This is a genomic window from Janthinobacterium lyxosi (assembly GCF_051380665.1).
In the GTDB taxonomy this organism is placed as follows: Bacteria; Pseudomonadota; Gammaproteobacteria; order Burkholderiales; family Burkholderiaceae_D; genus Janthinobacterium.
Genome location: NZ_JBNYXM010000001.1, coordinates 287,220 through 308,706, shown reverse-complemented (window position 1 = coordinate 308,706; position 21,487 = coordinate 287,220). Strand labels below are relative to the sequence as shown.

17 protein-coding genes are annotated in these 21,487 nt (G+C 59.7%); 9 read left to right on the top strand and 8 right to left on the bottom strand.

Annotation, left to right across the window (positions count from 1 at the left end; genetic code table 11):
* Nucleotides 1-138: 138 nt before the first annotated feature.
* Nucleotides 139-1,281 (bottom strand): serine hydrolase domain-containing protein, encoded by a 1,143-nt coding sequence (locus ACQ4WP_RS01490; protein WP_436518336.1) that lies wholly within the window; start codon nucleotides 1,279-1,281, stop codon nucleotides 139-141.
* 199 nt (nucleotides 1,282-1,480) lie between these two features.
* Nucleotides 1,481-3,310 (bottom strand): glutamine--fructose-6-phosphate transaminase (isomerizing), encoded by a 1,830-nt coding sequence (gene glmS / locus ACQ4WP_RS01485; RefSeq protein ID WP_436518335.1) that lies wholly within the window; start codon nucleotides 3,308-3,310, stop codon nucleotides 1,481-1,483.
* A gap of 161 nt (nucleotides 3,311-3,471) precedes the next feature.
* Here glmS and ACQ4WP_RS01480 point away from each other — a divergent pair, with 161 nt between their 5' ends.
* The gene (locus tag ACQ4WP_RS01480) at nucleotides 3,472-3,945 is read left to right on the top strand and encodes an Lrp/AsnC family transcriptional regulator (RefSeq protein ID WP_436518334.1); all 474 of its coding nucleotides are present in this window, start codon (nucleotides 3,472-3,474) and stop codon (nucleotides 3,943-3,945) included.
* Nucleotides 3,946-4,245: 300 nt separating this feature from the next.
* Here the strand turns inward: ACQ4WP_RS01480 and ACQ4WP_RS01475 are convergent, their stop codons facing one another.
* On the bottom strand, nucleotides 4,246-4,947 hold the full coding sequence (locus ACQ4WP_RS01475; protein WP_436518333.1) for a response regulator transcription factor: 702 nt from the start codon (nucleotides 4,945-4,947) through the stop codon (nucleotides 4,246-4,248).
* Nucleotides 4,948-5,000: 53 nt separating this feature from the next.
* Here ACQ4WP_RS01475 and ACQ4WP_RS01470 point away from each other — a divergent pair, with 53 nt between their 5' ends.
* A complete protein-coding gene (locus ACQ4WP_RS01470; RefSeq protein WP_436518332.1) occupies nucleotides 5,001-7,034 on the top strand; it encodes a sensor histidine kinase in 2,034 nt (677 codons plus the stop codon).
* A 557-nt stretch (nucleotides 7,035-7,591) separates the two neighbouring features.
* Here the strand turns inward: ACQ4WP_RS01470 and glmU are convergent.
* Nucleotides 7,592-8,968: a bifunctional UDP-N-acetylglucosamine diphosphorylase/glucosamine-1-phosphate N-acetyltransferase GlmU gene (gene glmU / locus ACQ4WP_RS01465; protein WP_436518331.1), complete on the bottom strand. Its 1,377-nt coding sequence runs from the start codon at nucleotides 8,966-8,968 to the stop codon at nucleotides 7,592-7,594.
* A 25-nt stretch (nucleotides 8,969-8,993) separates the two neighbouring features.
* Between glmU and ACQ4WP_RS01460 the strand changes: the two genes are divergently transcribed.
* From ACQ4WP_RS01460 to ACQ4WP_RS01440, 5 genes are all read left to right on the top strand, one after another.
* On the top strand, nucleotides 8,994-9,899 hold the full coding sequence (locus ACQ4WP_RS01460; protein WP_436518330.1) for a DUF6279 family lipoprotein: 906 nt from the start codon (nucleotides 8,994-8,996) through the stop codon (nucleotides 9,897-9,899).
* Between the two features lie 69 nt (nucleotides 9,900-9,968).
* Nucleotides 9,969-10,628 (top strand): 16S rRNA (guanine(966)-N(2))-methyltransferase RsmD, encoded by a 660-nt coding sequence (gene rsmD / locus ACQ4WP_RS01455; protein WP_436518329.1) that lies wholly within the window; start codon nucleotides 9,969-9,971, stop codon nucleotides 10,626-10,628.
* Between the two features lie 100 nt (nucleotides 10,629-10,728).
* On the top strand, nucleotides 10,729-11,226 hold the full coding sequence (gene coaD, locus ACQ4WP_RS01450; RefSeq protein WP_034752633.1) for a pantetheine-phosphate adenylyltransferase: 498 nt from the start codon (nucleotides 10,729-10,731) through the stop codon (nucleotides 11,224-11,226).
* Between the two features lie 14 nt (nucleotides 11,227-11,240).
* On the top strand, nucleotides 11,241-11,507 hold the full coding sequence (locus tag ACQ4WP_RS01445; protein WP_436518328.1) for a YfhL family 4Fe-4S dicluster ferredoxin: 267 nt from the start codon (nucleotides 11,241-11,243) through the stop codon (nucleotides 11,505-11,507).
* 100 nt (nucleotides 11,508-11,607) lie between these two features.
* On the top strand, nucleotides 11,608-12,204 hold the full coding sequence (locus ACQ4WP_RS01440) for a chalcone isomerase family protein (RefSeq protein ID WP_436518327.1): 597 nt from the start codon (nucleotides 11,608-11,610) through the stop codon (nucleotides 12,202-12,204).
* Between the two features lie 67 nt (nucleotides 12,205-12,271).
* Here the strand turns inward: ACQ4WP_RS01440 and ACQ4WP_RS01435 are convergent, their stop codons facing one another.
* Complete coding sequence (locus ACQ4WP_RS01435) at nucleotides 12,272-12,577, bottom strand: hypothetical protein (RefSeq protein ID WP_436518326.1); 306 nt, start codon at nucleotides 12,575-12,577, stop codon at nucleotides 12,272-12,274.
* 192 nt (nucleotides 12,578-12,769) lie between these two features.
* On the opposite strand from ACQ4WP_RS01435, the gene ACQ4WP_RS01430 reads away from it, so the two are divergent.
* Nucleotides 12,770-13,750: a LysR family transcriptional regulator gene (locus ACQ4WP_RS01430; RefSeq protein WP_034752642.1), complete on the top strand. Its 981-nt coding sequence runs from the start codon at nucleotides 12,770-12,772 to the stop codon at nucleotides 13,748-13,750.
* A 53-nt stretch (nucleotides 13,751-13,803) separates the two neighbouring features.
* Here the strand turns inward: ACQ4WP_RS01430 and ACQ4WP_RS01425 are convergent, their stop codons facing one another.
* Both ACQ4WP_RS01425 and ACQ4WP_RS01420 read right to left on the bottom strand, forming a co-directional pair.
* Nucleotides 13,804-15,363: a methyl-accepting chemotaxis protein gene (locus ACQ4WP_RS01425; protein ID WP_436518325.1), complete on the bottom strand. Its 1,560-nt coding sequence runs from the start codon at nucleotides 15,361-15,363 to the stop codon at nucleotides 13,804-13,806.
* A 201-nt stretch (nucleotides 15,364-15,564) separates the two neighbouring features.
* On the bottom strand, nucleotides 15,565-16,020 hold the full coding sequence (locus tag ACQ4WP_RS01420) for an Lrp/AsnC ligand binding domain-containing protein (protein ID WP_010393827.1): 456 nt from the start codon (nucleotides 16,018-16,020) through the stop codon (nucleotides 15,565-15,567).
* Nucleotides 16,021-16,226: 206 nt separating this feature from the next.
* Between ACQ4WP_RS01420 and putA the strand changes: the two genes are divergently transcribed.
* The gene (putA, locus tag ACQ4WP_RS01415; protein ID WP_436518324.1) at nucleotides 16,227-19,880 is read left to right on the top strand and encodes a trifunctional transcriptional regulator/proline dehydrogenase/L-glutamate gamma-semialdehyde dehydrogenase; all 3,654 of its coding nucleotides are present in this window, start codon (nucleotides 16,227-16,229) and stop codon (nucleotides 19,878-19,880) included.
* 78 nt (nucleotides 19,881-19,958) lie between these two features.
* Here the strand turns inward: putA and ACQ4WP_RS01410 are convergent, their stop codons facing one another.
* Nucleotides 19,959-20,735, bottom strand: a complete 777-nt coding sequence (locus tag ACQ4WP_RS01410) for a 5'-methylthioadenosine/adenosylhomocysteine nucleosidase (RefSeq protein ID WP_436518323.1) — start codon at nucleotides 20,733-20,735, stop codon at nucleotides 19,959-19,961.
* Nucleotides 20,736-21,487 lie beyond the last annotated feature (752 nt).

Here is a 21,487-nt window from a genome sequence, read left to right as displayed (position 1 = left end):
ATTTTCCGGAAGTGCAGAGTGCCGAGCTGAAAAGCAAAACGCCAACCTGCATGGGTTGGCGTTTTGCGTAGAACTGTTCTTGGTGGCCCGGGGCGGAATCGGACCACCGACACAAGGATTTTCAAAATAAGGGCCAGCCTACTTCGCGCTTTCCATGGATTCCGCTGTGTCGAAAATATGCGCCAGCGCGCTTTCCATGGCGCCGGCAGTGGCGTCGCCGCTCTGGTTGGTGATGATGAAGACCCCAAGCTGATATTTAGGAACGACGTAGGCGTAGCTTTGCGCACGTGGCACGCCGCCATGGTGGACATAATGCGTGCCCAACTGGCGATTGCTACCGATGTTCCAGAAATAGCCAATGCTGAAGTCATCCTGAAAGCGTACCAGCGGCTTGTGCGATTCGACGACCGCGGGATTGGCGCTCAATTGCAGGCGCAGATACTTCGTCATATCCGGCATAGTCGACTTCAGGTTGCCCGCTGCCCCCCAAGGCAGTTGTGGCATCGCTGTTGTCATGACGGGATTGTCGCTATGGTAGCCGGGCGCTAGCCGGCCGGTATCCTTGGCTGTGATTCTCAGCTTGGTATCTTGCATGCCGGCTTCGCGCGCGATGAATTGCGTGAGCAGGACTTCATAGGGCATTCCGTAGATTTTTTCGAGAGTGTGCGCAATGAGTTCGGTACCGGCGCTTGAATAGGCGTAGTCCTTGCCAAGCGGACCTTTGATGCTGACTGTGTGCAAGTCCTGCCAGAATTGCTGTTGTCCGTAGTTGGCGTAGGCTGCATTGAGCTTTGCCGGCGTGGCGTGTGCAATGAAATCCTTCAATACGGTATTCACCTGCAATGGCAGCATGCCCGGCATATTGCTGGTGTGCGTGATCAAATGGCGCAAGCGAACTGGCTGCCCCTGCGACTGCAGGTTCGGGTAGGCGGCCGCCAGGTACTTTTGTATGGGATCGTCGAGCGCCACCTTCCCATCAAGCACAGCATTCGCCAGTAGCAGGCCAGCAAAAGTTTTGCTGACTGAGCCGATTTCATACAGCGTTGTATCGTTCGGCGGATTGGCTTTGCCGGTCTCCAGCTCGCCTTGATGCAGAATGAACTCCTTGCCGCGATAAACTACAGCAATCGAGGTCGCGTGTAGAAATTTTGACTGCAGCAGGGTGCTCGCGGTCTGGCTCATTGCCGCAGGAATGTCATGCGCAGGTGCTGTGGCTGCGGGCTTGCAAGCTGCCAGCACTAGTGTCATTCCAGTTATGATTGCGGCGAGTTTGGTCATCATGCGCACCATCCAGGGGGGAGGGGCATTCTCGCACAATGGGTTCAACGGTGACAGAAAAAAGTCACTCGTATGGTTTTTCCAGAGAGTGAACGGCGGTGCCTGATAAAAGAGAACGCCACCCGGAGGTGGCGTTTTCTTCTTGGCTCAATTTACGACTTTATTGAGCAGGAATAATAGCGAAAGGCGGAATCCGGCCTGCTTATTCCACCGTCACGGACTTCGCCAGATTGCGTGGCTTGTCCACATCCGTGCCCCGCGCCAGTGCCGTGTGATACGCCAGCAGTTGCAGCGCGACCACGTGCAGGATCGGCGACAGGTCGCCGTAGTGCTCGGGCAGGCGGATGACGTGCAAGCCTTCGCCGGAGCTGATGCGGGAATCCACGTCGGCGAAGACGTACAGCTGGCCGCCGCGGGCGCGTACTTCCTGCATGTTCGATTTGAGCTTTTCGATCAGGGCGTCGTTCGGCGCGATGGTGACGACCGGCATTTCATTCGTCACCAGGGCCAGCGGACCGTGTTTCAGTTCGCCGGCCGGATACGCTTCGGCGTGGATGTAAGAAATTTCCTTGAGTTTCAAGGCGCCTTCCAGGGCAATCGGGTAGTGCATGCCGCGGCCCAGGAAGAGGGCGTTTTCCTTGCGCGCGAATTCCTCGGACCAGGCGATGATTTGCGGTTCCAGTGCCAGCACGGACGCGATGGCGACGGGCAGATGGCGCATGGCTTTCAGGTGCGCCGCTTCCTGTTCTTCGGACAGGCGGCCATTGACTTGCGCCAGGCACAGGGTCAGCAGGAACAGGCCCGCCAGCTGCGTCGTGAACGCCTTGGTCGACGCCACGCCCACTTCCACGCCAGCGCGCGTGATGTAGGCCAGCGCGCATTCGCGCACCATGGCGCTGGTGGCCACGTTGCAGATGGTCAAGGTGTGCAGCATGCCCAGGCTGCGCGCATGTTTCAGGGCGGCCAGGGTATCGGCCGTCTCGCCGCTTTGCGAAATGGTGACGACCAGGGTGTTCGGGTGCGGCACGCTGTCGCGGTAGCGGTACTCGCTGGCCACTTCCACGCTGACGGGCACTTTGGCAATCGCTTCGATCCAGTACTTGGCCGTCATGCCCGCATACGAGCTGGTGCCGCAGGCCAGGATCAGCACGCGGTCGATCTGCTTGAAGATGGCATAGGCGTTGTCGCCGAACAGTTCCGGCATGATGCCCGTCACGCCTTCGAGCGTGTCGCCGATGGCGCGTGGCTGTTCAAAAATTTCCTTCTGCATGTAATGACGGTACGGGCCCAGCTCGGCCGCACCCGTATGCGCATGCACGGTTTTCACTTCGCGCTCGACGGGCTTGCCATCGACATCGACAATCCAGCAGCGCGACAATTGCAGGTCGACCACGTCGCCTTCTTCCAGGTAGATGATCTGGTCGGTCGTGCCGGCCAGGGCCATGGCGTCGGAGGCGACAAAATTTTCACCATTGCCCAGGCCGACGATCAGGGGCGAGCCCTGGCGCGCGGCGACCACGCGGTGCGGCTCGTCGCGGCAGAACACGGCAATCGCATACGCGCCATCGAGGCGTTTCACGGCCTGCTGCACGGTCTCGAACAGGTCGCCGTTGTACATGTGCTCGACCAGGTGGGCGATCACTTCCGTGTCCGTCTGACTCTGGAAGACGTAACCCAAGGCCGTCAGTTCGGCGCGCAGTTCATCATGGTTTTCAATGATGCCGTTATGCACCAACGCCACGCGGGCGTTCTCTTCCGTTGGGGAAAAGTGCGGATGGGCATTGAAGGAAACAGGGGCGCCATGCGTGGCCCAGCGCGTGTGGGCGATGCCCGTAAAACCGCTCAAGCCTTCTTCGGCGATCTGCTTTTCCAGCTCGGCCACGCGCGAGGTGGAGCGCGAACGCTGCAAACGGCCATCGGCGTGCAGGGCGATGCCGCAGGAATCGTAGCCGCGGTATTCCAGGCGCTTCAAGCCTTCGACCAGGATGGGAGTGATATTACGTTGCGCTACCGCGCCGACGATGCCGCACATGGAAACCTCTGTCTAAAATTTAATCAATGCACGCATGCTAATGCAGAGTGAATGAAATATGCTTTCTAAATATGTGTATTTTTGACGGAATATTTCACAACTATTTTATGATGAAATATTATTTCATTTAAACTCAATATATTTTTCAATTCGTCAAAATTATGAGCGAACACAACATTGCCCTCGACGAGATCGATCGTCGCATTCTGAACGCCTTGCAAATTGATGCATCGCAAACCAACAGTGAGCTGGCGCGCTCGGTGCATGTCTCGGCGCCCACGTGTTTGCGGCGCGTCAAGCATTTGACGGAAAGCGGGGTGATCGAGCGGCAAGTGGCCATCGTCGCGCCGCAGCTGGTGGGCGCGCGCCTGACGGCCATCGTGGAAATCACGCTCGATGTACAGGCGGCGGAACGTATGGCGGAATTCGAACAATTGGTGGCGGAGGAAGCGGCCGTGCTGCAATGCTACCGCGTCTCGCCCGGACCCGACTTCGTGTTGATGGTGCAGGTGGCCGACATGCCCGCGTATCACGCGCTGGCGCACCGCCTGTTTGCCGCGCACGCCAATGTGCGCAACGTGAAAAGCTATTTTTCCACGTTTCGCAGCAAGTTCGAGACACGCATCGCCGTCTGATTTGTCATTAGCCGATTATCCACCGCTTGCCCACATGCTTATACGCGTCTTGCGCACCGTTTATACGGCACTTTTGCACAGGCTTATGCACAAGCAGGCTAGGCTCTACGAGCGATGGCAGGACGATTTTTCTCCCGCAATCTCCAGACAGGCCGTGCCCCGGCAAGCCTGTAGCATCCATGCATGCCACCGAGCAAGGCATTGCCACGGTGACTTTTACACCGCTTTTACACAACTTGCCCACAGGCTTTTGCACCACTTATCGACAAGCTTATCCACAGCTGCGCGCAGATGGAAAATTCAGGGACGCACTTGCGCGTCGGCATAAAAGCGGTAGCCGGCATTGCGGGCGGTATTGATGGGCAAGGTCATGCCGGTGGCCTGCTCGGCCTTGCGGCGCAAACGGCTGATCTGGGTGTCCAGGCGGCGCTGGTCATAGCTGAGGAAATCCTCGCCCAGGGACTGGACGATCTGCTGGCGGCTGACGATGCGCTCCGGTTCGGCCATCAGGGCGTGCAGCACCGTCACATCCTGTTGCGACAGCGCAATGGCGTCGCCACCGGGCGGCAGCAGGCGGCGCGGCCCCAGTTCCAGCACCCAGGCCGTGGCGGGCGCCGCGATGACAGCAACGGCCACTTCGCCCAGGCGCCGTGCCAGCGCGCTCAGGGTGGCCGCCAGTTCATCCAGGTCGGCGCTCTTGGGCAGGTAATAGTCGGCGCCGCCGCCCAGGCCGTTCACCTTGTCCCGCGTCGTGCCGCGCGCCGTAAACACGACGATGCCGATGGGCTGCCCCTGCGCCCGCAAGGCGCGCACCAGCACCATGCCATCGCCGTCGGGCAAGCCCAGGTCGATGATGGCGATGCGGTGCAGCGCCGGTACGTAACAGGCATGAAACGCGGCCAGGTCGGCCACGGCGCTGACACGGTAACCGCAGTCGCCGAGGAACTCGGTCAATTCCTGCCGCAGCACGGCTTCGTCTTCAAGCAGAATGAGGTTCAACATGGCACAAGGATAACCGATCGTCATGCTGCCGAGAAGCAAGCCGCAGGGGCCTCATGCCCCGCATGGTAAGCTCCTGCGCCATGAAAATCCTGTTTGCCATTGTCCTGTTGTTCGCCACCCTGCAGCCGCTGGCCGGGGGGGCCGCGCCCGTCTTGGCGCCACTGACGCTGCCGGCCAGCGGGGAGCCCGTGTCGGCCAGCGGCCACATGCAGATGCTGCGCGATACTTCCGGCCAGCTGGATCCGGAGGCCGCGCTGGCCGCATCAGGCTGGCGCCCGCTGCCTGGCGCCGTCAGTGCCGGCTATACGCAGGATGCCATCTGGCTGCGCCTGGAGGTGACGCGCGCGGCGCAGTCGCCCGATGAATGGGTGTTGCGCTTTAGCAACGCCGTGCTCGATGACGTGCGCCTGTATCGCCAGGATCAGGCCGGACACTGGCTGCGGCAAGAGGCAGGCGCCGACGTGATCCGCGACGCCTGGCCCGTCGATGCGCGCCAGGTGGTGTTTCCCGTTCAGTTGCCGCCGGGTCAGACGCAGCGCTGGCTGGTGCGCCTGCACAGCAAGAAAGCCATGTCGACGGAGCTGACGTTGTTGCCCAGCGCCAGCTTCGACGCTTCCTCGCGCCGCGAATACCTGTATTACGGCTTGCAGTTCGGCAGTTATTTGCTGCTGATCCTGTTCCATATCTTTTTCTGGCGCATGACGCGCGAAGCCCACAGCGGCTGGTATCTGCTGTATGTATTGACGAATGCCACCACGGAGGCGCTGACGATCGCCATTCCCCAGCAAATTTTCGCCATGCCGAATGGGCTGTCCGATCCCATGCTGGGCATATCGATGGCCATGTCGATTGCCGTCGGCGCGCGTTTTTCCACCTTGCAGCTGGAGCTGCCCACCCTGTATCCCCGTTTCAGCCGCGCCGTGGTGGGCATCACGGCCGCCGCCGCCCTGTTCGGAGTGCTGCTGGTGCTGCGCGGCGACTATGCCGCGGGCGTGCTGGTGGTGCAAATGACGGCCTTGCCGCTGATCGTGCTGTTCATCGGCCTGGCCAGCTGGCTGGCACTGCGCGGCCATCGTCCGGCGCATGCCTTTCTGTTCATTTTCGGCATCTTCTACGCCGGCGTCATCATCAGCTTCCTGCGCAACATGGCCGTGGTGCCGCCGAATTTCTGGACCAACCATGCAGCCACTCTGGGCGCCTTTGTCCACATGATGCTGATGAGCCTGCGCCTCAACCGCCGCTACGCCGAATTGCGCCGCGCCAGGGACAGGGCACAGGCCGAGGCTGTGCGTGCCGTGCACGCACTGAATGAACGCCTGGAAGAGCAGGTGGCGCGGCGCACACTGGCACTGCAACAGGAAATCGGCCGGCGCGCCGCACTCGAAGGCGAATTGCGTGCCGCCCTGGAAGTGGAAACCCGCACACGCGAAGAACAGCAAGATTTCGTTGCCATGGTGTCGCATGAATTCCACACGCCGCTGGCCATCATCAACACCACGGCCCAGCAAATTGCCCGCAACACGGAGGCGCCACGGGAAAAAACCTTGCAGCGCTGCCAGAATTTGCGCGAAGCGAGCGGCCGCATGACGGCGCTGGTGGATGAATACCTGAGCGCCGACCGCATGGAAACGAGCGCGGCGACGTTCCGTCCCCAGCCATGCAATTTGCGCGCCCTGCTGCATGCCGTGCTGGCCGAATGGCCCGATGGCCGCATCGACGCCAGCGTGCAGGCGCTGCCCGACAGCATCGTGGCCGATGCCAGCCTGCTGCGCGTGGCCCTGCGCAACCTGCTCAGCAATGCTGACCGGCATGCGCCGCAGGCCCAGGCGATTCGCGTGCAAGCCATTACGCTCGATGACGGTCGCGTGCAGATCGTCGTCAGCAATGCGGGCGAGCCCCTGTCTGCCGATGAAATCCCGCGCCTGTTCCAGAAATACTTCCGCGGTCGCATCGCCCAGCACAAGCCTGGTGCCGGATTGGGCCTGTACCTGGTGCAGCGCATCGCCGAATTGCACGGCGGCCAAGTCACCCTCGACAGCGCCGGCAACAACGGCACCATCAGCTTCGCCTTGCGCCTGCCCGCCTGATTTGCGCCGGCATTCCCGATAAAATCAGTCGGGAATTGCTCAGGTTCGTTCAACTTCAAATTCTTCCATTCTGCTGCACCTGCAAAAAACCTGGACCAGCGCAACGCCGTGTAACTGGGCGGGCGGGCAGCAGTGGAATGCCCGGGCATATGTCGCCAGGCCTGCCTTGATCGACTACAGTACTTGCACACATGCTATCCACCGTCTATTCACGCGCTTTTCCACAGACTTATCCACTACAACACATGGAAAAGCGGCGATGAAGAACAGTTATCCTCACTTATACCCAGGCTACCCAGCACTTATCCGCAGGCTTACGCACAGAGTTATCCACAATACGTGGGTAAACGCCGCTGCAGCGCTGGTAGCCAGCGGCAATCGAAGGAAAATGAAGCGACAAGCGCATGCCAGGCGATTTACACAAACTTGCCAACAGCTTATACAGGGGCTTGCACACATGCTTATCCGCCACTTATGCAGCGGCTTACCCACACAGTTATCCACAAATAAAAAAGGCAGGCTGCAAGGCCTGCCTGTGTGCAAAGTGGACGTTACGCTTACTTCTTGATCTTCACGGGACGCATCCAGCCGTCGATGCTCACTTGCCGCGCGCGCGAGACGGTCAGCTTGCCTGCCGGCGCATCTTTCGACAGCGTCGTGCCGGCGCCCAGGGTAGCGCCCTTGCCGACGGTAACGGGCGCGATCAGCTGGCTGTCGCTACCGATAAAAGCGTCGTCTTCAATCACCGTGCGGAACTTGTTGACGCCATCATAGTTGCAGGTGATGGTGCCGGCACCGATGTTGACCCTGGAGCCGATGGTGGCGTCGCCGATGTAGGCCAGGTGGTTGGCCTTGCTGTGCGCGGCGACCTGGCTGTTTTTCACTTCGACGAAATTGCCAATATGCACGTCTTCCGCCAGGACCGTGCCCGGGCGCAGGCGCGCATACGGGCCGATGATGGAAGCGGCGCCGACAATGGCGTCCTCGATATGGCAGAAGGGCTTGATGTACGCGCCAGCGGCCACCGTGGCGTTGATGAAGACATTGTGGGCGCCCACGCGCACGCCATCGCCCAGTTCCACCCGGCCTTCGAACACGCAGCCGACATCGATGGTGACATCGCGGCCGCAAATGAGTTCGCCTCGCACGTCAATGCGTGCCGGGTCAAACAGGGTCACGCCCCGTTCCAGCAGCGCTTGCGCGATATTGTTCTGGTGAATGCGTTCCAGCTGGGCCAGCTGCACCTTGCTATTGACGCCCGCCACTTCCCACACGGCAGCCGGGTGGGCCGAGGTAACGGCCACGCCATCGGCAACGGCTTGCGCGACGATATCGGTCAGATAGTATTCCCCTTGCGCATTGTCATTCGACAAGGCCGACAGCCATTGCTTGAGCTGCACGGTGGGCGCGACCATGATGCCGCTGTTGATTTCGCGGATGGCGCGCTCGCTTGGGGACGCATCCTTTTCCTCGACGATGCGCACAATGGCGCCGTCTTCTCGCACGATGCGGCCCAGGCCAAACGGATCGTCCTGTTCCACCGTCAAAATGGCCAGCTTGTCCTTGCCGGCCGCCTGCACCAGCTGCTGCAGGGAGGCGGCGCTGGTCAGCGGCACGTCGCCGTACAGGATCAGGGTCGGCACGCTGTCGTCCAGCAAAGGCAGCGCTTGCTGCACGGCATGACCTGTGCCCAGCTGCTGCGCCTGCTCAGCGGCGTCTATCTGCACGGCATGGCTGGCGTTGTAGCCGTCGAGCAACTTCAGCACCGCTGCGCCCCCATGCCCGTAAATCACGCATAATCGGGACGGTGCCAGGCCGCGCGCCGTGTCGATGACGTGCGACAACAGCGGCTTGCCAGCCAGCGGGTGCAATACCTTGGGCAGGGCCGACTGCATGCGTTTGCCCATACCGGCAGCGAGAATGACAACGTTCATAGAGCGTACTTTATAAGTTAAGAATATGAAAAAGTTTAACACGCAGGCCCCGTCCTCCACGCCCTTTGGGCGTTTTACTTATGCCGTGCTGGCCTTGATGCTGGTCGTCATGGCCGGCTGCAGCGGCTTGCGCCTGGCCTACAACAATGGCGATACCGTGCTGTACTGGTGGCTGAACGCGTATGTCGACCTTGACCGTGACCAGAAAGACTGGGTGCGCGACGATATCGACAAGATGTTCGACTGGCACCGCAAGACGCAATTGAAGGATTACGTGGAAATCCTGCGCACGGGCCAGAAGCAGTTGCAAGGCAATATCACGCAGGCGGACCTGATGATGGATTACAGCGAGATCAAGCAGCGCACCCAGGCGCTGCTGCTGAAGGCTGCGCCCGAACTGGCCGACCTGGCGCGCTCGCTCAAACCCGAGCAAATTGCACAGATGGAAAAGAAGTTCAAGTCAAACAATGATGATTACCGCAAGAAATACCTGAGCGGCGACCAGGAGAAACGCCAGAAACTGCGCTACAAGAAGGCCATGGACCAATTTGAACTGTGGTTCGGCAGCTTCAGCAGCGAGCAGGAAGCCATCATTCGCAAGGCATCCGACGCGCGTCCGCTGAACAATGACATCTGGCTCGACGAACGCATGCGGCGCCAGCAGAATGTGTTGAACCTGGTCAAGAAAGTCCACCAAGAAAAGCTCGGCAAGGAAGCGGCCGCAGCCTTGGTCACGACCCTGATCAAGGACAGTTTCGAGCGCCTGGAACACTCGGAGCGCAAGGCTTTTTTTGACAGCTACGAAGCGAGCACGGCGCAAATGGTCTTGACGGTGATCAAGATCGCCACGCCGGCGCAAAAAGCCCACGCCATCAAGCGCATGCAGGGCTGGATCGACGATTTCAATTCCCTGGCCACGCAACCCAAATAGAGAGGCAGCGCCAGCAGGGGAGAGGGGGCCATATGCTATAGTGGCCGCCATCGAATTGAAGAAATCCCCATGCAAAAGAAGATTAAAAAACCCGCCAAAGTCCCCGTCCACCACGCGCCGCCACCGAACCAGGTGCGCATCATCGGCGGCCGGTGGAAGCGCTCCGTGTTGCCTGTTTTGCAGGCACTGGGCTTGCGCCCGACACCGGACCGCGTGCGCGAAACCGTGTTCAACTGGATCAATCACTTGCGCGATGGCGACTGGGCCAACGCCCAGGTGCTGGACCTGTTCGCCGGCAGCGGCGCACTGGGCTTCGAAGCGGCCAGCCGCGGCGCCGCCGCCGTCACCATGGTCGATACGCACACGCCCGTGATCCGCCAGCTGGAAGAAAACAAGACGAAATTGCGCGCCGAGAATGTGCAACTGCTGCGCGGCGACGCCCTGCTGACGGCGCAAGGCCTGGCATCGCGCGGCCAGCGTTTCGACCTGATCTTTCTCGATCCGCCCTACCAGCAGGATTTCCTGGCGAAAGTGTTACCGCTGTGCGCCAACCTGCTCAAGGAAGGCGGCATGGTGTATGCGGAATCGGGCTTGCCGCTGGTCTTCGATGAAAGCAGCGAACTGGAAAAGCCCGAGTGGATGGCGCCATGGGAAGTCATCCGCGCCGATAAGGCAGGCACCGTTTATTATCATTTGCTAACTTACAACAAAGTGCCGTCAACTGCCTGAATCTGCCTATAAATGAGGCAAAAAGGCTCCCTAGCCCGAGGCGCAGCACCAATTTCAGGCATAATGCGCGTCTATATTGGTGCATCGTTAGGGAGCCGCAATGGTTGTAGCCGTTTATCCAGGAACATTCGATCCGCTCACGCGCGGTCATGAAGATTTGGTGCGCCGCGCATCGGGTCTGTTTGACAAGCTGATCGTCGGTGTGGCCGACAGCAAGAACAAGCAACCGTTTTTCTCGCTCGACGAACGCCTGGAAATCGCCAACGAAGTACTCGGCCATTACCCGAATGTGCAAGTGGAAAGCTTTTCCGGCCTGCTCAAGGATTTCGTGCGCAAGCACGAAGCGCGGGTCATCGTGCGGGGCTTGCGCGCCGTTTCCGACTTCGAATACGAATTCCAGATGGCGGGCATGAACCGCTACCTGCTGCCCGATGTCGAAACCATGTTCCTGACGCCCTCCGACCAGTACCAGTTTATTTCGGGCACCATCGTGCGCGAAATCGCGGCACTGGGCGGCGACGTCTCCAAGTTTGTCTTCCCCTCGGTGAACCGCTGGCTGCAAAACAAGATTGCCGCCAACGCTGCATCATCGCAATAAGTAAGAGTGAAATCATGGCATTACTGATCACCGACGAATGCATCAATTGCGACATTTGCGAGCCCGAGTGCCCGAATGACGCGATCTACATGGGCGCGGAAATCTACGAAATCGATACCAACAAGTGCACCGAATGCGTGGGCCACTTTGACGAGCCGCAATGCCAGCAAGTGTGCCCCGTCAGCTGCATCCCCTTCAATCCCGCCTGGCGCGAAAGCCCTGAGCAATTGATGGCCAAATACGAACGCCTGCAGGCGGAACTGCCTGCGGCAAAGACCTAAACCTTTCTCCCACGCCACGGTCCGTGGCGCCAGCTTCTGCCAACTGTTCTACACTGTGTGCTGACTTATCCACAGCCCATGGTTTCCACGGAGGTAGAAGATGCATAGCAGCACATCCCGTTTGGGCCGCTCCCTGGCCGCCGCCTGCCTGTGCGCCGCCGTGGCACAACCAGCGCTGGCCGTCGAAGTGGGCGGCGTCAAGCTGGACGACACGGTGCAGCTGGCCAGCCGCGAACTCAAGCTCAACGGCGCCGGCGTGCGCTACAAGGTCATCTTCAAGATCTATACGATTGCACTGTACCTGCCGGAAAAGAAAACCCTGCTGGCCGACATCCTGTCCCTGCCCGGGCCGCGCCGTCTGGAAATCATCATGCTGCGCGATATCACCTCCGACGAGCTGGGTCTAGCCTTCATGCAGGGTTTGAAGCGCAGTTCCGATCAGGCCGACCGCACACGCCTGCTGAGCCAGACGATGCAGTTCGGCGCCATGTTCGCCATGGTGCCCGGCCTGAAAAAGGGCGACATCCTGACTGTGGACTGGCTGCCGGAAGAGGGGACGTTGTGCAAGCTGAACGGCAAGCAGGTGGGCGACACGGTGCCGGAACTGGCTTTCTACAATGCGCTGCTGAAAATCTGGATCGGCGCCCATCCGGCCGACACCTTGTTGCGCGCGCATTTGCTGGGCGACGTGGCGTAATCGGCTGGCGGCTGGCGTAAAAAAATGCCGGCTCACGCCAGCTTGTCATTGCGCAACAGTTTATCGCTCAGGCGCGCGTCGACAAGGCGCGCAATTCGGCGGCATTGCTGGGCGACACGCCATCCATCTTGCCCAGGGTGCGTTGCAAGGCTTGCGCTTCGCGCATCTGCTGGCGCGCCAAACGCTCTTCGCGGCTCAGCTTGGGACGCACCAACAGCAGCATGGCGCGGGCGATACCCACCAGCAAAGGCTTGAATAGCAGGGCGAAGGCGCCCACGGCCACGATCACCAGCACGAGTTGCAGGGTGTTCAGCAGGGAAATCTCCAGCACGGGTGCGGATACTGCGTACAGGGCGGAGGCGAAGGTAGACATACTGTTCCTGTGCATTATAGAATTTGCCAGTACTATAGTGCAGTGCAACATATAAATCTAATTCCATTTCTTGATACCAATTATATGAATCGTGAATGGAAAACTGTAATATTTTTTGACGAGTGGAAATATTCGTGCCCGGCGCGGTTTACACTCTGAAGTAATCAATTCAACTTTTATCTTGGGCTTTCCATGAGTTTTCTGACGCTGGATCTGAACTTGCTGCGTGTTTTCGACGCCGTCATGACGGAACAAAACCTGACGCGCGCAGCTGGCCACCTGGCGATGACGCAGCCGGCGGTATCGAACGCCATCAAACGCCTGCGCGAGAGCCTCGGTGACGAATTGCTGATCCGCACGGCGTATGGCGTGAAACCCACGCCCCGTGCCGAAGCGCTGTGGCCGTCCGTGCGCTCGGCCCTGGCCAGCCTGGAAGCGGCTGTTACGCCGGAAACCTTCGACGTGTCGAAAACGCATGCCACCTTCCGCATGGCCATGGCCGATGCGACCGCCGCGTTCTGGCTGCCCTCGCTGATGCGCTCGATCGAACGCGAAGCACCGGGCGTCAACGTACGCATGATGCCGCTGACCACGCGCGAACCGCGACCGATGTTGCTGCGCGGCGATATCGACCTGGCCGTGGGCTTCTTTCCCGGCGTGGCGGCGCAATTGTCGAGCGAAACGGGTTCGCCCATCCGCCACGAACGCCTGTATTCCGGCAAGTATGTGTGCGTGATGCGGCGCGGCCATCCGCTGGCCGACAAGGAATTGACCCTGGATAACTACTGCGCGGCGAACCATTTGTTGGTGAGCTTTTCCGGCCGCGCGCATGGCTTGATCGACGAGGCGCTGTCGCAGATCCACCGCGAGCGGCGCATCTTGTTGACGGTCAACCAGTTCTTCACGGCCGGGCGCGTGGTAGCCAATTCCGACCTGATCACGGTCTTGCCGCGCCACCTGATCGCCTCGACGGGCATGACGGAATCCCTGCTGTACAAGGATTTGCCGCTGACGCTGCCGGCCGTCCACCTGGACATGCTGTGGCACGAACGCGACGCCCGCAGCCCCGCCCACAAATGGCTGCGCAACCACCTGGAAAGCATGAACACACCTACCCTGCGCACGGCCACGGCGGCCGGTGGCGGCGTGGCGCCCAAGCCGCATATAGAGTAACCGTAACCGACTATCGAGAAAAAACGCCTGATGATGACTCATCAGGCGTTTTGCTATGCATGGTTGCTGGAACGATAACCGATCCGGAAACCGCCCCAGTGCTTGCCATCGACGTGGATCGGCACGGATAAATCGTGCATGACTTCGCCCGTGTCGCGCTTGTACGTCTGTAATAAAAACGGCTTGATATTGCTGCCGCAGCGCGTCCCCGTGCGATCGCTGAAGATGCGCTTGGTGCGGTTATTCACCATATCGGTGGCATAGTCGCCCGTCAGCGGCTGGGAAAACTTTTTGTTGTGCGTTGGAAAGTATCCATTGTTGTCGACGGCGCCCGCATACGCCAGGTGCGGCAGGGCCGCCAGCACGCCTTCCTGCAAGTCCGGCAGCACTTTGTCCGTAAAGGCGTCGAACTTCGTGTTGTGCTTGGGCGGATTGGTATTCGGGATGGGCCGGTAGTGGCGGTCGAACAGGGCTTCGCGCGTGATGCGCCCCGACGCGATGGCTTGCTCGAACAGTTTACCCACTTCGCGCGCCGCGTGCTGGGCCGCCACACGGATCTCGTCGTGCGGCGTGGCCACGCTCGATTCGCCCAGGGCCCCGGCGATCACTTCGGCCCGCTCGGCCAGGGCCATGGCCGACTGCGTGGCGCGCGGCAATTCGGCATTCGTCGACAACATGCTGTCGCGGATTTGCAGGATGGCGTCGGCGATCAGCTGCGTCGTATCGACGTGTTCGCGCGAAGCGCGGGCGATTTGCCCGATCGCGTCTTCCGACACGCCCGACGATTCCTCGATATGGCTGAGCGAGGCGTGCACGCTTTCCACATTGCGCGCCGCTTCCGTGACGCCGGCCGCCAGCGAACTCATGCCGCGCGCCGCTTTTTCCGACTGCTCATTGATTTCGCGCACCATCACGCTGATTTCATCGGAGGCTTCCTTGGTGCGCTGCGCCAATTGCCGCACTTCACCGGCCACCACGGCAAAACCACGCCCGTGTTCGCCGGCGCGCGCCGCCTCGATGGCGGCGTTCAGCGCCAGCAAGTTGGTGCGCGCGGAAATATCGGAAATGGCTTCCGTAAAGCCGGTGATGCGTTTGGATTTGTCCTGCAAGCTCAGCATGGTACTGGAGGCCCCTTGCGCTTCCTCGCGTGCCTTATTGATCCGGTGCAAACCCTGATCCACTTCGGCGCGCGCCGCCACGCTTTCCACACGCACGCCGGCAGCCACCTTGGCGGCCCGTTCCGCATTGGCGGCAATCTTTTCCGTCATCGCGGCATTTTGTACGGAACTGTCGGCGATGTCGCTGGCTGTGCGCACATCGAGTTCCACCTTCTGTTTGACGGAATCGACAAAATACGAGGTTTCCGCCGCGCCGATCATGATGGCGTCGATGGCGTTGCCCACCGTGTCGGCGAACTGGTGCAAACCCGGCTCACCGCGCGGACGGCCGGCGAACGCCAGCAGCGCGGCGCCGATGGCGGCAGCCACGCAGGCAATCAGATACGGTTGGTCGCCGCCCGATAGCAGCAGCAGATAGGCCAGGCAACAGGCCACGGCCATGGCCAGGATCGTGAATACAAAGAAACGCACCAGCTGATGCTGCAACTGCTTCATTTGTCCCCCGCTGCGCGAACCCGTCACGTCCCGGCGGGGACATGCTGTAACCGTATGCGGGTGGGCACGATTGCCCACCTTGCACCCTGAACGTAACGTCTGCGCGGCGTTTCAGGCGGCTACCGGATAGCAATGTGTAGTTCTACCCTACAACAATTGTTCCGATAGCTCAATCAGAAAAGTGGGCTGGCTACACCAAGGTCACTTAATTGGCAATTTGGTGGTGTTTTTGACCTCTTCCATGACGGCATAAGTGTGGGTTTCCCGCACACCTTTTTGCAGCAAGGTCTTGCCCAGGAATTCGCGGTAGGCCGCCATGTCCTTGACGCGCGCCTTGACCAGGTAATCGAAGCCGCCAGCCACCATATGACATTCCAGTACCTCTGGAATGATTTGTACGCTATGCTTGAAGGCGTCGAATACTTCCGGCGTCGTGCGATCGAGCACCACTTCGATGAACACCAGCAGCGACACATCGAGCAGTTGCGGGTTCAACTGGGCCGTATAGCCCATGATGTAACCGGATTCGTGCAACTTGCGCACGCGCTCCAGGCAGGCGGCCGGCGACAGGTTCACGCGCGCGGCCAGCTCCACATTGCTGATGCGTCCATCGCTCTGCAATTCCATCAAGATTTTCTTACTGATCTTGTCCAGCATTACCATCACCCCCAAATTAATATTATTTGGTTAAATTGTCGCATCAAAAACTATCTATTGCTAGCCCCCTGTATTACCAGAATTAATCCATAAGAATCCCCTTTACAATCGAATCATCTTAACGTCCGACTTTCTGTATTTTTTTGCACCAAAAAAGAGCAAGAATTACGTCAGTTTTCGTCCCCATTTCCTTGTAAAGAGTACTTATGCACCCTGCAGGCCCCTCGGCTTTTAGCCCGATTCCTTTTGCTGCGTTCCAGGCAGAGATCCTGCCCGAAGCGACACCCCAGCGCGCCGCCATCACCGCCGCCTATAGGCGCGACGAGGTTTCCGCCGTGCAGTGGCTGTTGCAACAAGTCCGCGCCAGCAGCACCGAAACGACGGCCGAAGTGCAAGCGCTGGCGCACCGCTTGGTCTCGAACGTGCGCCACAAACGCACGCGCGCATCCGGCGTCGATGCACTGATGCACGAGTTCTCGCTATCGTCGGAAGAGGGTGTTGCATTGATGTGTCTGGCTGAAGCGCTGTTGCGTATACCCGACAGTCAAACGGCTGATCGCCTGATCGCCGACAAAATCAGCAAGGGCGACTGGCGCAAGCATCTGGGCGAATCGCCATCGCTGTTCGTCAATGCCGCCACCTGGGGCTTGCTCATCACGGGAAAATTGGTCAGTACCAGCAGCGAATCGGGTCTCGGTTCAGCCATGACCAAGCTCATCGCCAAGGGTGGCGAACCGCTGATCCGCAAAGGCGTCGATCTGGCGATGCGCATGCTGGGCAACCAGTTTGTTACGGGTCAGACCATCGAGGAAGCCTTGAAAAACAGCCGCGAGAATGAAACGCGCGGCTACCGTTACTCGTACGACATGCTGGGTGAGGCGGCCCTGACGCAACAGGACGCCGCCAACTATTACGCCTCGTACGAAACGGCGATCCATGCCATCGGCAAGGCCTCGAACGGGCGCGGCATCCGCAACGGCCCCGGCATTTCCGTGAAACTGTCGGCCCTGCACGCGCGCTACAGCCGCGCCCAGCGCGCCCGCGTCATGGAAGAATTGTTGCCGAAAGTCAAAACGCTGCTGTTGCTGGCAAAACAGTACAACATCGGCTTCAACATTGATGCGGAAGAAACGGACCGCCTGGAACTGTCGCTCGACCTGATGGAAGCACTGGCTTTCGATGCGGATTTGGCCGGTTTCGACGGCATCGGCTACGTGGTGCAGGCGTATCAAAAGCGCTGCCCCTTCGCCATCGATTTCCTGATCGACCTGGCGCGCCGCAGCGGCCGCAAGTTCATGGTGCGCCTGGTCAAGGGCGCGTATTGGGATGCGGAAGTCAAACGCGCGCAAGTCGATGGCCAGGAAGGCTATCCCGTCTACACGCGCAAGGTCTACACGGACGTCTCTTACCTCGTATGCGCGCAAAAACTGCTAGCTGCCAGCAGCCTGATCTATCCACAATTTGCCACGCATAACGCGCAAACCCTGTCGACCATCTATACCTGGGCGAAACGCGACGGTGTCCAGGACTACGAATTCCAGTGCCTGCACGGCATGGGCGAGACCCTGTACGACCAGGTTGTCGGCCCGGATAACCTGGACAAGCCGTGCCGCATCTACGCGCCCGTCGGCTCGCATGAAACCCTGCTGGCCTACCTGGTGCGCCGCCTGCTGGAAAACGGCGCCAACTCGTCGTTCGTCAACCAGATCGTCGACGAAAGCGTGGCCATCGATAGCCTGATCCGCGATCCGCTCGAGCAGGCGCGCCTGCAGGGCGGCTTGCCGCACCCGTCGATTCCGCTGCCGTTGGACATGTTTGGCAGCGAACGCAAGAACTCGGCCGGCCTGGACCTGTCGAATGAAGACACCTTGCGCACCCTGGCCACCGGCCTGGCGCAGCAGCAGCAATGGCAGGCAGCGCCGCTGATCGATGGCGCCGTCAGCCTGAATGGCCCCACGCACATGTTGCACAATCCGGCCCAGCACGACGATGTCGTGGGGAAAGTCATGGAAGCCGGTCCGGCCGACGTGGAAACGGCCCTGGCCAGCGCCAGCGCCTACGCCATGGATTGGCAAACCACGGAACCGTCGATCCGCGCGCAAGCCTTGCAGCGCGCGGCCGACCTGTTCGAAGAGCATCACATCGAGCTGATGGCCCTGGCCGTGCGCGAAGCGGGCAAGTCCCTGCCAAACGCGATCGCGGAAATCCGCGAAGCCGTCGACTTCCTGCGCTATTACGCGGCGCAGGTGGAACACGCGCCGAACACCCTGGCACTCGGTCCCGTCACCTGCATCAGCCCGTGGAACTTCCCGCTGGCCATCTTTACGGGCCAGCTGGCCGCCGCCCTGGCCGCCGGCAACGTGGTGCTGGCCAAGCCGGCCGAGCAAACGCCGCTGATCGCCCACCGCGCCGTGCAATTGCTGCATGCGGCGGGCGTGCCGCGCGGCGCGCTGCAATTTTTGCCCGGTAGCGGAGAGATCGTCGGCGCCGGCCTGTGCAACGACGCGCGTGTCAAAGGCGTGATTTTCACGGGCTCGACGGAAGTGGCGCAATTGATCAACCGCAACCTGGCTGCGCGGGCCGTGGCCGAAGGCATCGACATTCCCCTGATCGCCGAAACGGGTGGCCAGAATGCCCTGATCGTCGATTCGTCCGCCTTGCCGGAGCAAGTGGTGCAGGACGTGATGTCGTCGGCCTTTGACAGCGCCGGCCAGCGCTGCTCGGCCTTGCGCGTGCTGTTCCTGCAAACGGAAATCGCCGACAAGACCATCCATATGCTGAAGGGCGCGATGCAGGAATTGCGCGTTGGCAATCCTGATCGCCTGGCGACCGATATCGGTCCCGTCATCGATGCGGAAGCGCAAGGTAAGCTGCTGGCGCACATCAACAAGATGAAAACCGTGGCCATCGACCATTATTCGCTCGATTTGCCCACCGTCAAAGGCACGTTTGTCGCCCCGACCGTACTGGAAATCAAGTCGCTGGCGCAATTGACGCAGGAAGTCTTCGGTCCCGTGCTGCACGTGATCCGCTACAAGCGGTCCGAACTACCTCAACTGGTGCAATCGATCAACGACAGCGGTTACGGCTTGACCCTGGGCATCCATACGCGCATCGATGAAACTATCGCTTTCATCACCAAGCGCGCGCATGTGGGCAATATTTATGTAAACCGCAACATCGTCGGCGCCGTCGTCGGCGTGCAGCCGTTCGGCGGCGAAGGCAAATCGGGCACGGGACCGAAAGCCGGCGGCCCCCTGTACCTGAAGCGTCTGCAGCGCAATGCGCCGGCCGGCGCGCAGCACCAGCGCCAGGCGCCGCCCGCGCTCGATGCGCTGACCGTGTGGGCGAAGATGCATGGCCACGACAAGGTCGAGCAGCTGGCGCAGGAATACGCGCGCACGACCTTGCTGGGCAGCACCACCGTCTTGCCAGGCCCGACCGGCGAACGCAATACCCTGAGCTTTGCTGCGCGCGGCACGATTCTGTGTGCGGCGGCCACCTCCGGCACGCTGATGAATCAGCTGGCGGCCGTGCTGGCCACCGGAAACCAGGCCCTGGTGCTGGCGCAAGCGCCGGATCTGATCCCTGGCGACTTGCCGGCGGCGCTGAAGGACCGCATCCAGGTCGTCAGCAGCCTGGAGTCGGTCAAACATGATTTCCAGATCGCCATGATCGAACTTGGCCTTGATGGCCAGCTCAAACCACTGCTGGCGGCCCGGGAAGGGGCCCTGGTGGGCACCATCGCCACCACGCAAGAGGGTGCCATCCCCCTGTGGCGCCTGGTCGCTGAGCGGGCGCTGTGCGTGAATACGACGGCAGCCGGCGGGAATGCGAGCCTGATGATGCTGAGTGTCTAAAATTTAAGCAGGTAGTGAACGCAAAAAAGGGCAGAACCAGTGGTTCTGCCCTTTTTTTATGCACGAGGCGCCCGGGAATTAGCCAGCCAGGCGCTGGCACAGCTTGTGAATCACCGTAAACGCATACGGCGAGGCGACTGTCTGCACAAAACGCATGAAGTCGATGGCCGCCTCTTCGTTGGCATTGTCGGAAATGGTGCGCATGACGGTAAACGGCACACCCAACTCAAAGCACACTTGCGCCACGGCGGCGCCTTCCATTTCAACGGCCAGCAAGTCGGGGATATCTACTTTCAGCTGCTTCACATGCGCGGCACTGCTGATGAACTGGTCGCCGCTGGCGATCAGGCCGCGGTGCACTTGCGCCTGCTGCAGCGCAAACTCTTGCATATCCTTGTCTTGCAATACCTTGGCAAGGTCATCGCGCAGGAAATCTTCTGCCGCGCCGGCCAGTTGCGTACTCAACTCCAGGTCGGTGGCGAAGCGCTGCAAACCCGTCAGCGGCACTTCGAAGCGGGGAAACAAAGGTCGGGCATCCATATCGTGCTGTAGCAGCGCTTCGGCCACCACGATGTCGCCTACTTTCACGCGTTTATCCCCACTGCCGGCCACGCCGGTGAAGACGATGTGGGTAACTCCATACTTTTCCACAAGGATAGAAGCTGTCATGGCAGCGGCAACCTTGCCCAGACGCGACAGGACGCACACAGCGTCGATATTCCACAGGGTTCCCAGGGTGTAGTCGCGCATGCCGTGCGAACGCTTCTGGGGGCCTTGCATCGCTACTACCAGCCCCAGCTGTTCTTCGTGCAAGGCACTGATGATGCCTAAACGCATTTTTGTGTGTGAATTCATGCTGTTTTTACAGGTTTTTGGATTGCAAGACGGTTTACCACGGTGAAAACAGCCGTTTTGGTGACTTTTCCACCGTTCGCGTTTGTCTCTGTGTTTTAAATAAAGATGTATACATAAAAATAGTAATGATAGTAAACGGCCATTTTTTTGTGGATAAGTCGGTATACCATCGAAAAATCATCGACTTAGGGCACAAAAAAGTAGGCGCACAAGCATTGTATCTAGCGAGGACTTGTTTGGGATAAAAATTGAGCTGTGGACAAAGATCGACTTTTCCCACATCTCATCCTGTGGATATGCAGGCACTTATCCACAGCAGCAAGCAAAAATCATGGTTTTTCTTGCTGTAGTGGCATGTTTGACGTGGTGCGTGTGCATCGATCCTTGTCTGGCAATCAATCTTGAGCAACCACGAGCGTTGTTTTTTCACGCACGCTGGTATCCAGGTGATTCCTGGAAGACGGTTTGGCAGTGGGTCGAGATGTCGCCGTTGGCGTTGACGTTTTCTGCATGCTTTTGGGAAATACCCCCGGACTTCTGCTTTTTTTATCGGTTTACAATGAATCTATATATAAAAATAGTAGTAATAGTAAACGCGGTTTTTTCTGTGGATAAGTCACTTTTTTTCAACAGGATCAATCATTTACGTGCAAAATAAAGCGTGCATAATCGCTGTATCACGCGAGGAGCAAAATTGTATAAAATGCGGGCCTGCGCATAACTTCGTGTTTACTCACAAGTCATCCTGTGGA